Annotated in this window: 6 protein-coding genes; 1 reads left to right on the top strand and 5 read right to left on the bottom strand. The window is 45.4% G+C overall.

From position 1 onward, the window contains the following. The first annotated feature begins 100 nt into the window (after positions 1–100). The gene (locus FNH22_RS08170; RefSeq protein WP_143397866.1) at positions 101–808 is read left to right on the top strand and encodes a transposase; all 708 of its coding nucleotides are present in this window, start codon (positions 101–103) and stop codon (positions 806–808) included. Positions 809–1037: 229 nt separating this feature from the next. Here the strand turns inward: FNH22_RS08170 and FNH22_RS08165 are convergent, their stop codons facing one another. The 5 genes from FNH22_RS08165 to FNH22_RS08145 form a co-directional block, all read right to left on the bottom strand. After that, positions 1038–2495, bottom strand: a complete 1458-nt coding sequence (locus FNH22_RS08165; RefSeq protein WP_143397865.1) for a family 43 glycosylhydrolase — start codon at positions 2493–2495, stop codon at positions 1038–1040. Next, a complete protein-coding gene (locus FNH22_RS08160) occupies positions 2492–3901 on the bottom strand; it encodes a sulfatase (RefSeq protein ID WP_143397864.1) in 1410 nt (469 codons plus the stop codon). Before FNH22_RS08160 ends, FNH22_RS08165 begins: the two co-directional genes overlap by 4 nt. A gap of 112 nt (positions 3902–4013) precedes the next feature. Beyond that, positions 4014–6659 (bottom strand): family 78 glycoside hydrolase catalytic domain, encoded by a 2646-nt coding sequence (locus tag FNH22_RS08155; protein ID WP_143397863.1) that lies wholly within the window; start codon positions 6657–6659, stop codon positions 4014–4016. Then, positions 6656–8119, bottom strand: a complete 1464-nt coding sequence (locus tag FNH22_RS08150; RefSeq protein ID WP_143397862.1) for a sulfatase — start codon at positions 8117–8119, stop codon at positions 6656–6658. Before FNH22_RS08150 ends, FNH22_RS08155 begins: the two co-directional genes overlap by 4 nt. A 28-nt stretch (positions 8120–8147) precedes the next feature. Then, a complete protein-coding gene (locus FNH22_RS08145) occupies positions 8148–12131 on the bottom strand; it encodes a T9SS type A sorting domain-containing protein (protein ID WP_185154123.1) in 3984 nt (1327 codons plus the stop codon). Positions 12132–12136 lie beyond the last annotated feature (5 nt).

Here is a 12136-nt window from a genome sequence, read left to right as displayed (position 1 = left end):
TCTATACTTTATCAAGAAGATATAAAACTCTAAAAAGCATTTGTAATACCCTCCAATTTATTTAGATTAAAAGCTAATCCTTTACCCCCAACTTCATCTAATGTCTGAAAAATACAAGATTGGAGAATCGCAGCGCCCGCATTTCATCACCATCACCGTCATAGATTGGGTAGATCTTTTCACACGGCCTGTTTATAAAGAGGTCATCATCGATTCGCTAAATTTTTGCATTAAAAACAAGTCATTCGTGGTTTATGCTTATTGCATTATGCCCAGCCATATTCATTTGATTGCCGGTAGTACCAAAGTACCTCTCAACGAGGTGATACGTGATTTCAAGAAATTCACCAGTAAGGCACTGATCAAAACAATCAAAGATACTACTGAGAGCAGGCAGGAATGGCTGTTGAATAAATTTTCCTTTGCGGCAAAACGACTCAAACGAGGTGTAAACTACAAACTATGGCNACCTCTCAACGAGGTGATACGTGATTTCAAGAAATTCACCAGTAAGGCACTGATCAAAACAATCAAAGATACTACTGAGAGCAGGCAGGAATGGCTGTTGAATAAATTTTCCTTTGCGGCAAAACGACTCAAACGAGGTGTAAACTACAAACTATGGCAGGATGGTTTCCATCCTGTAGAACTTACCAGCAATAAAATGATGGATCAACGGATGGATTATCTTCATAATAACCCTATGGTTGAAGAGTATGTCCATTCACCGGAGCAATGGGTGTATAGCAGTGCAGCGTTTTACATTTCTAATGAGAAGAATCGAGTGGCATTACAAATGCTGGAATAAGATGGGTACGCTTTGTAAAAGCGCACCAGGACCGTTTTGAAAGTACCCATAACAGAGATTGTCATTACGAACCTCAGCGTGGGGCTGTGTGGCGAGGTGAAGTAATCCCCTTATCGCCGGACGCGTAATAGTTTCACGTCCAGCAATAAGGAGACAGCTTCGTAACCCAACGCACAGGCACCGCCAGCCTCGCTGTGACGACCCTTAATAGGAGGTCACATTAACTTCCTTACCTACTCAGTATCACTCCCCACTCCTCCACCCATGACATGGGCTTTATCGTGCCGTTTGGGCCAAATTCCAGGGGTTTGCTCCAGTACTGGTAGTCATGTCCTTTAACATTATCCGATGCAGAACCCCAAAGATCGCCCATCCAAATGAATTCCGGGCCACCCGGTGTGTTTAGTTCAAGCACGTAGGTTTGTTGCGCCGGAATGATCGGAGTTTCGGGAATACCCTCCCCTATCTTAAAGGTCGCTATGGGCAACGCCGGGGTTGAATTTATGATGACTTCAGTTAAATGCAATTGATCCAGTGAAAACGCTGTAGGGCGAATGATCACTTTAGCGGTAAGGGTTTCTTCGTTAAACCGGAGGGTAACAATCTCATTTAGAGCCTTCTTTTTGATTTTATAACTTTCCATTTCAACTTGCTTCCAGGAGCTTTCATGCCATGTACTTACAGAGAATTGAGGGGTAATGAATTCAGGATGAACCCGGGGATTACTCACATCACCACAGTTCTCAGGGCGGTTTCCGGTGAAAAGGTGTATCTCCAGCTCTTTTAAGCCGGTGGGTTGGTCCAACCTTATTTCAATACCCTGCCAACGCTCATTTTTGTTTGATAATGTCTCAAACAGGTTTCCTGTTGTAATACCGTCGATCAAACTATTGACCGGATCTCCGGGGTAGCGATTGATGTTCCCGGTATAGGTATACCCCACCATAGGCCGGTCAGAAATATATACCCTGGCCCCTGACCCGTAATTGCAAAAACAACAGGTGTAATCGGTCAGTAAATAGTATTTATTTTTCCGTTTGAACATGGAACCCGCCTCCATATGCTCAGCAATGACACCACCATTTTCCAGCTTAGACGCCGTATATGAAGTAGTCAGACGTTCTATGGACACCTGGTGATTTTGAATGGTATTATAGCTGATGTAGGCCGTTTTATCCTCATCTACAAAAAGCCCGAAGTCGCCCAGGCCAATGGACGAATTGACCATTTGCACATTATCATTTACAATTTCAAACGGTCCTTCCGGGGTGTCGCTTGTCGCCACACCAAACTGCCCGTCCCACAGCTGAGGGTACCAGTTGTACCACAATACATATTTTCCAGTTTTTTCATTGTAAATGACATGAGGCCTGTAGTAAACACCCTCCGGCTGCTGTGGGAGTAAAACTCCTTCTTTTTTCCAATGCACCATGTCATCTGAACTATAGCACACATAGTGATTGGCTGTTGTAAAGCCATTGGTAGTGCCATACGCCGTGCCATACCAATAGAACCGACCTTCAAATTGGATGACACGACCGTCATGTGCATCTACTATCTTACCTTCTAAATCCAGCCGGGGGTCTGCATTCGAGATGGTTATGCGTTGTTGTGCATAGCTCTGCCGGCTACTCACGGTTAATGATAGTAACACGAAGATTATCCATGGATAACATCTGGTACTCATCCTCCCAGGTAATCAGGGTTGGGAACAGGGTCTTTTGCATCAAACCTGGACTTCCAGTCGTTCAATTCTCTTAACAGTTGGTCTGCTACGATAGGTTGGGATTGAGCCAGGTTTTTCTCCTCTGATGGGTCGTTTTCAAGATCATATAGTTCTGACCTGCCGTCTTCATAAAAGTAGATCAGCTTATATTTTCCTTTCCTTATCGCCGATGCCGGCTTTCCATGCTGTGGAGAATAATGCGGTACATGCCAGACAATGGAACGCTTTTTCGCACCGCCTGAAATCGTACTGAAAAGACTTTGTCCGTGCGACGTTTTGGCTGACTTACCTAACGCATCACTTACAGTTGCATATAGGTCAGTGCCGACCACAGGATCATCTACCACCTGGGAAGATACCCTGTCAGGCCAATGCATGATCATGGGTACACGAATACCTCCCTCGTATAAATAGCCTTTTCCTTCTGCCAGGGGGCCATTATCCGTAGGTGGAGTGTGTTTGGCAAATGCAGGAACTTCCTCCACGGAAAGCCCTCCGTTGTCAGAAGTGAAAATGATCAGCGTATTATTAAGTTTATCCTCTTTGCGAAGCTGATCTATCAACCGGCCGATGTTCTCATCGATCGATTCCACCATTGCAGCATAATGCGGGTTGGGAAGACCGGTATCACCGCCACGTTTGTTAACGTATTTTTCGACCAGGTGCTCAGGCCCCTCTATGGGTACATGTGGCGAATAGTAACAGAGCATCATAAAAAAAGTGTCCTGTTCAGTGATGTAATTTATGGCCCGATCAGTCAGTTTATCGGTAAGATAATCACCCTCTTCTGCATCTGACTTAATATCCTCCATGGCATGATTAAAGAAAGGGTAGTAAAACGAATTGGGCAGACCGTGATAGTTGGCTGCATAGGTAAAGTCAAATCCCTGCGTACCCGGTTTTGCATCACCTCCTCCAAGATGCCATTTTCCAAGATAGGCGGTATTGTACCCTTCACGTCCCATCATTTCGCCTAGTGTATAGTATTCCGAACCTAGCCGTTGGTCTATATCAGGCGTAATAAGCGGAATAGATGACGAAGGCCTGAACGGACCATGGATATGTTCGGTGATGTTAACTTCTACCGGATGTAAGCCAGTAAGAATACTTGCTCTGGAAGGGCTGCAAAGTGATGCAGGTGCGTAGGCATTGGTAAACCTGGCCCCTGCACCGGCCAGTGCATCCAGGTTAGGCGTTTCGATAAACTCACTCCCGTAACTTGACGGGTCGTGCCAGCCCATATCATCCGCTACAATGACAATAACGTTAGGTCTGGAAGGAGAATTGTCCTCTTCATCAGGCTTACAGGATGGAGCAATGCCAATGCAGATGGAGAGGACACACCCCATAAAAATGGTTTTATTCATCTGGTAAATGATTAGTAAATATCTTTAGATGACGGAAAATAGCAACTAAACAAATTCCAGGCATCCTTGACTGTCCTGCCTGAATGAAAAATCAGGACACAAGCTCACACTTTTATTCCTTTTTTAGCAGTTGGAAATGGTGCTCTCCGGCTATAAGACCTTTGACGATCTTACCGTTCTCGATACGGTAGTCGTCTGCTGATAGGGGTTTACCATTGTATTCGATCTGAAAACTTTCCTGGAATGCCAGGCGAATGATGGCCTCACTACCTATAGGAACAGTAAATTTATACGTCATGTAATCCGCTCCCTGTTCCCACTCCGACCGGATAAGCCCAACGGGCGATTTATAACTGGCTTTCACCCAATCCAGGTTTTCAGGGATTTTGGGTGCAAGAATAAAATGCTTCCATCCGGGTTTTGCTTTGTCGGGAGCAATTCCGGCAAGGTAACGATAAAACCAGTGTCCCATATTGGCTCCGAAAGGATGATGACCTGTGCCATATCCTTCTGCATTCATGTTTTCGCCTAATGTACTCTTGTGATCTTTGACCATATGAAGCCATCCCGGAGAATTTTCCTTCGTGACCATTTCATAAGCAATATCAATGTGATTATTTTCCGAGAGCCAGGTTAATATGGGTTGAATGCCCAGGAACCCACAGAATATATGACCGTCTCGCATTCGAACAGCATCAAAAAACCGTTCTTCCACATTTGATTTCATACCTTCCGGAACAATATTCAGCCATAAAGGCATAGCCTGTGCGGTTTGCGAGCTGTCCCTATACCAGCCTGTACGCCTGTCGAGAAATTGGTTATTGAAATGATCAATTGTCTTCTCCTCTAGTTTTTGATAAAATGAAATGTCGTCCTGTCTGTCCAGAATTTTCGCATACTTTGATAAAAGTCCAGCCATCCAGGCAACGGCTTGTGTAGAGGTTTGTACGGGAGGTGTCCAGCCAGGCCCAAAGCCAAACCTGTTTTGACCCGGATCCAGCCAGTCTCCCAGTGACCAGTGTACCAGCAAACTATCATCAGCCGTCCCAACCACAAATGCCAGGTACCTTTTCATAGCCTCGTAGGCATGGTCAATGTGACTGGTGTTACCCGTCCATAAGTAGAGTCTGTCAGTGACGTAGAAGATAGTCCCACCCCACCACGGATCATCATATAACACAGGCTCATGGGTATCAGGGTTCAGAAAACCCCACCCATTAGTGGGTACAATAGGTGGGATATGACCGCTTTTTTCCTGAGCATCCATCAGGTTTTGTAAGTAGGTCTGGTAGGTGGTAATTGCATCAAAATTATATAGATAGGTATCCATTGTGATAAGACCTGCATCTAGTGTCCAGCCTACTTTCTCTCTGGTAGGCTCTTCTCCAGGCATGGAGTGAACACTGTTCAGAAGGGTCCTTCTAACCGCCGATTGAAGTTGGTTCAATCTTTCGTTGGAGCATTCAAAATTACCAATCGAAGGCAGGTCTGTATGTACGGAGCTTGCAACAATATCTTCCAATTCCGGTCTATAGTCTAATCCTTCTATTTGAACATAACGAAAACCGTAATACGAAAACCTGGAGTTAAAAACACCCGGATTTCCATTGCAAATGTAGCGTCCCTCCTGGAAACGACCGGTAGAATGTGTAGTCGAATAATTTTTATCTAAGGTCCCTCGTTCAGTTAATACCTCATTGTAAAAAAGGCGGATATGCTTAGCTTCAGGGCATTTTTTTATATTTAGTGTAGCCCATCCGGTAATATTTGCTCCGAAATCTACCAGGTATATGCCGGGCTCTGATTCTGAAATACCCAGGGCGGGTAAGGTTTTAACAACGCGCATGGGTGGCATAACCTGTGGTCTCATCCTGCCTGGCGGAGCTTCCACTGTTTTCACTGCATCCCAATGTCCATCGTCATAGTCAGTTAGCAACCACCCTTCCTGTTGTTTCCTGGAATCGAACGTTTCTCCACCCTGTACACTATTAAATACAATTGCTCCATTTGACCACTTCCAGCTTTCATTTGAAACCCATACTTCCCTGCTGTTGTCATTAAACTCCAGTTCAAACTGTAATAAGAGTTTATTCGGAGTGCGCCAGTTAGATTCACTAAACTGCACAAAATTTTGAGACGGGTAGTTATAGAAGCCATTTCCAAGTATCACGCCAACGGCATTATCTCCCGATTGGATCATCTCTGTAACATCATAATTCAGGTAATGCACGGTACGTTGGTAATCACTAAAAACGGGATCTAAAACATGGTCTCCTACTTTTTGACCGTTGATGTATAGTTCATAATAACCAAGCCCGGAAATGTAGACTGTAACGGCTTTCGGTTTTCGTAAAACAGTATATTCTCTTCGCATAAGGGTAGCCATACTATCTCCGGGCAGTTTGGGCATTACTATTGGCACGGGCATACTCTGTCTTTTATTACTTACCGGATGAGCTCTTTCCGATATCCAGCTAGCTTGCCAGGTCATTTTAGCCCCTTCATAGTAATCGACCTTGCACCCCTTTCCGCCAGAACACGAAGTAATGGTGTAAACCAATGCGAAGAATAAAAGGAGCTTAATGATGTATATATTCATTGGGATCAAAGATGTATATTGAATGGATACATAAAACTGAAACGAATTGATGGTCAATGAACCCTTTAGTGTTCCGTCATATGTAACAACAGTGTCAGGAATGGTTATGCGATTTAAGTGACGATGAGACGCTATGACAAAAAACACCGTTAAATTCATTTTATGGCATCTCTCATAAGCGTCAGTTTTTGTTTCAATTGGTCAATATGGGCATCATAGTCAGGGTTATTGACACTATTGATCACCTCATCTTTATATTTGTTCCTGTCGTAAAATTCCTCGAACATAATCTCATTAAAATCCCGGTTGAGGAAGTACCTCATATATTTATAATCTTCCGTAACTATCCCCTCCGTACTGGGTATGTAATAAGCATCGGACGAGGGCCATAAATGCTCATAGAAAAATTCGGTTCTCCAGCCGGCGTTATTCCCGGCAATAAGTTCGCCCAGATCTCTTCCCTGCATAATGACGGGCTTTTGGATTCCTGCCATCGATAACAATGTTGGTGCAATGTCTATGTTCAATGCCATTTTATCTATAGTAATGCCCTGAGGCGCTTCGGGTCTTGGGTCAAAAATAATCATCGGAACACGTATCGAAGGGTCGCTACCATACCATTTACCGGCAAAACCGTACTCTCCCAGGTAAAAACCGTTATCACTGGTAAATACTATAATGGTATTTTCATCCATATCCAGTGCATTAAGTTTTTCGATGATCCTGCCAATCACCACATCTACTCCATGTACCAGCCTGTAATACTTTTTAACATTTTCCTGGTACTCTTCAGCCGTTGAAAAGCGATCGTGCCATCTGCTACGGGCTACGCTCAATGCTCCATTTTTGTTCTTGATGATATCTTCGGGGAAGTAATTAAAATATTCTTTTGCAGCAGCAACCGGCTCCGGTATTGTCGCCGTTTCGTAAAGGTCATCATAGGCAGCATCAGGAAGAAAAAAGCCGGGATCTCCCTGTACATGTGGCGCTTTAAAACTCATGGAGAGTAAAAAGGGCTTATCGGCATCCTTTTGCTGTTCAAGAAACGTCAGCGCCTGATCCCCCATTTTAGAAGTGAGATGTATGGGGCGCCCGTTATCAGTGGCTTTGTAAGACCCTTGTCCGTTAAACCCTTCCCAGTAATCAAAGTATTTCCGGATAGTTGGTTGCCTGATATTACCTACACCGAATTTCCCTATAAATCCGGTGATATAATCCGCCTTTTTGAACAGCGCAGGATACGTATTTTCATACTGTTGCTCCGTCAGGCTCTCTCCGAAATCCCATATATCATGCCTGCGGGCGTACTGACCGGTCAAAATACTGGCACGGCTCATAGCGCAAATAGAAGTGGTGACATAGGCATTTTCAAAGTATACTCCACCTTTTGCCAGTCTATCCATGTTAGGCGTTTGTAAAACGGTATTACCCGCGAAACTTAAAGCATCAAACCGCTGATCATCGGTCAACAAAAAAATGATGTTCGGTCTATCGTCTTCTTTTTTCTGTTCCTGCCTGACCCTGGTACCTGCTCCGGGTTTTCCCAGGTGGTCATCCTTACAGGAAAATACCGTTAACAATATGAAAAACAGGTACTGAAAATATCTTCTCTCACGCATAGCTGGTATACTTTATCATTCGTATTCATTAGTCGTTGATCAGAACAAGTCGTCGTGTCCCAAAACTTTCTCCATCCCACAAACGGTAGAAATATACACCTTGTGCCACATGATCACCGTTTTGATCTGTTCCATCCCATTCGGAGTAAAAAGTACCCGCAGAAGAAAACCTGTCCACCAACGTCCTGACTATTTTACCTTGCAGGCTGACGATTAAAATTTTTATATCTGAAGGTTTTTCAATGGTATAGGAAATGGTTGTCCGTTTACGAAACGGATTAGGGTAGTTCGTGATGTTTCCTTTATTTTTCACTACATCTTCCCATCCTGTTACAGGGTTACCACCCCCTGAAGATGATGCGGGTGTAACAGAGCTGTACGTAGTGCCCAACCTAATGTCATCAAAGGAAGTGGTGAGTGAAGGATTTCCTTCTGACTTTAAGAATATACCGGCAAAACCATCATTCAAAGAAGCTGAAGCTATATTAGCCACGGCATCGGCCAGGTCAGGATCCGTAAGTTCCGGGTCGGGGTTAATCCATAACCATGCGCTGTCGGCCTCTGCATCACCACTCATTTGAAGCTTCATTACCAGCCAAAAACTACCGGTTGCTTTCATTTCGCTCTTTACACGCCTACCTGCAGCCCTGTCGAAGAAGCCAATCTTGCCTTCCGTGTTATCAAAGGTCCTGCCGATGGCAAGTCTTTGGTCCAGAGGAGCATTAAAGCCATCACTCCACAGGTAAAGTTGACCGACATTTCCAGCTGCATTGCTGCCTTCTCCAAAATCCACTAAGGCGCTCAGCCAATATTCGTTGCCATCATCCGATATGGGTGTTTTCAGTTTTCGCACATAACGAACATTGCCCAGATCATTGATCAGCACGGCCCGGTTACTGGTACCTACTATTCCAGGTACTTCCAATGCGCCTGTAGCGATCACACCTGCTTCCTCAGAACCAACGAATTCCCATGGACCGGCCCACTGATCGTTTTCTGCTCCCTGGCCGGAGAGCGCTCCGGGGCTATAGGCAAATATATCTCTGGCAATGAGGTCCGGATCTACTTCCTCCTGCAACAGGCTCACATCTCCGAAGCTAATACCAAATCGGATTTCATCAAAACTGGCCTCAGATGGAGTGAATCCTTGCATACTCAGGCGGATCCCATCGAAACCTTCAAAAAAGAAATCAGGACTTGTTTTTCCATCTACGATGATATCAGCCAGAGACTCCTCCGGTGGTATTGTTGGCTCCGGGTCGATCCACATGCGTACGGTATCTGCGCCTTCACTGCCTGAAAGCTCAATTTTGACTACCACCCAATGGAGCCCCTGTACTTCTATAGATGAGGCTTTAACACCTCCGGGCCACACGACTCCCAAAGCGCTAAGCCCTGACACGCCGCCAAAGCCTATTATTTCCTGTTCCCCATTTAACAGGCTTAACCGGCTGGATTTGCTCACCTGAAAGTCAACGGACTCCATTAAAAAGCTTAGCCATATGGCTTCACCGTCATCATTCAAACGAGGACGTACCTTTCTATCAAAGACTGTGGTGTCCTGCTCTCCTTCACTGATGGATAGGGTTACGCTCCCGCCTTCAATCACCGTCAGGTTATTGTCCAGGCTCTCTGCATTGATCACAGCATCGTTGCCGGAGATTTTCAACCAGGCCGATGTCCAGGGGGCTGGTGGATTTACTCCTGCTCCTTCGAGCGTTGTTCCTGCCTCATAGCTAAAAGCTTCGTAGCCTGCGCCTGGTATTACTATCGGCTCCAGGTCTATCAGGTCGTCCGGAGTGATTTCGGCAAAAGAGTTACCTGTATAGATATTATCTACAATTGTACGTAGTCCTTGAGGCCCTTCGTGCTTGATCATAACACCATTCCAGCCATTGTTCAAGGTATTTACGGTAACCTCGGCCACCGCCTCACCATCATCCGGTTCAGTCCCCGGAGCAGGATCAATGAAGAGCTTTACCTGCTCGTCGTTGAGGTCGCCCGTTGTGGTAATTTTCATTACCACCCATCGACTGGTATCTCCTGCCATTCCTGAATCTCTGGTACCTGCTCCACGATCAAATTGAATGTTATTATTACTAAAACTGACACCAACTCCCAACAACTGACCTCCGGGACCTGATGCAGCTACGGAAGATGTATCGCACAATAGAATTTGTGACACATTGCCTGTGGCATTCCGTCGGGATTTTGCCCAGTACCCCAGCCAATAGGTACGGCCATTGTCAGGGTATGACGTTTCAAATCCCCGGTATGCTCTGATCTCATTTACTGAACTTAGCATATCCAGGTCCATGGCATTTGGCCCTGTGGTTTTTAAAACATCCGGCTGAAAATTAGCAATACTATCCGTGGCAATATAAGTTTCCCCTTTTAACGCTTTCCAGGGGCCATTCCAGCCATCCTGCCGGCCACCAATGGGTTCTGACGTTCTCAACGTATCGGTCGTAGTGTATGCGAATTTGTCAAAAGCCGGCAACGGAGCGCTATCAACTATTGAGAGGTCACCCGGGATGACGTCCTGGTAATCCAGCGCCAAATAAATGTCGTCCAAAAGTGTGGTGAGCGTGTTTGGGCTGCCTTCAATTTTAACACCAATGGCCTGCCAGCCTTCATTTAATACTCCCTGGGAAAATTTGAGGGTTTCTTCTCCTGCCAGGGGCTCTATTCCAGGCTCGGGGTTGAGGAACACACGAACTGTGTCACCATCAGCATCGCCACTGGTCTCGATCTTCACTACAAACCAATGCGCCTTATTGGCTTCTCCCGCTACTGCTACCAAACCACCGTTCCTTGAATCTATTCCTATGGTTTCGTCATTGAACATTTTACCTATTCTCAAAAGCTGCCCACCGGGCCCGCCTGCTCCCAGGGTTTGTGAAGGATTATCCACTAACATTACGTTCATCACATTACCGGTGACTGCATTGGAAAAATCAGCGGAAAAGCTGAGCCAGTAGTCTAATCCGTTATCTTTATAATGCGCTGCCAATGGTCGCTTTATTCTTGACGCACCGCTACCCAAATCCAGTTTAAGCGCATTGGAAGAAGTAGCTTTTAAGATAGATTCATTGATTATACTATCATTTACAATGGAATGATCGAAGCCCGTACCAAGTACTTCCCAGGGTCCTGCCCAACCGTCTTCTATCGTACCTTTTCCATTAATGCCTTCTCCCCCAGCATAATCAAATTTCTCAATTACCTGTCGATATTTTTCTATGGTCCTGGCCCCCTGAGGTATAATATCAGCATAACTATTGGCCAAAATGATGTTATCCAGGTTAGCATTTAATATGGGCGCGCCCTCCGTTTTGATCATTATGCCATCAAAGCCACTATTTAAATTCCCTGTAGTTAGTCGAGCATCGGCTTGAAAGTTAAAAGGTTCCTGTGCCGGATCGGGATCCACAAATAGCGTTACCGTATCGGGGTCCGGATTATTGGTAAACTCTATCTTAGCCACTAACCAATGCGGCCCTTCCGCCGTTTTACCATTGACTATCCGGGTGGTCCCACCATTATCCACTCCAAGTTGTTTGCCTCCAAACACTTTTCCAATCCGGATCAATTGACCTGCTCCTCCACTAGCTCCTGTAGCCGCTACGTTCGCTAAGATCACCTGCATTACATTCCCTCCTTCTCCATTGAGAAAATCAGCAGAAAAAGCCATCCAATAGGTGCCTCCGTCATCCGTGACGGGCGCGTTTAAGGTGCGCTCAAACCTAATATTGTCCGTGTCGGTGGCGAAATTAAGGTTCAGCGCCGTGCCGGACTTCTTACCTGTACGATAATTAGTAATGGAATCACTCACAACGGTTTTATCGGACCCTCCCACCAGGGTCCATTGATCGCTCCAGCCGATCCCTCCTGATGTACCGATGATACCAGTTCCGGGTGTGTAGTCAAAATCCTCTGAGGCAATAACCTGTGCCCATAAAGGTGCTATGGGAACCAAAAAAATAAAAACAGCTAGTATATGTTTTCTCATAATAT

This window comes from Fulvivirga sp. M361 (genome assembly GCF_007097395.1).
GTDB lineage: Bacteria > Bacteroidota > Bacteroidia > Cytophagales > Cyclobacteriaceae > Fulvivirga.
The sequence above is the reverse complement of the archived record's forward strand: the minus strand, read 5'-3'. Positions and strand labels throughout refer to the sequence as shown.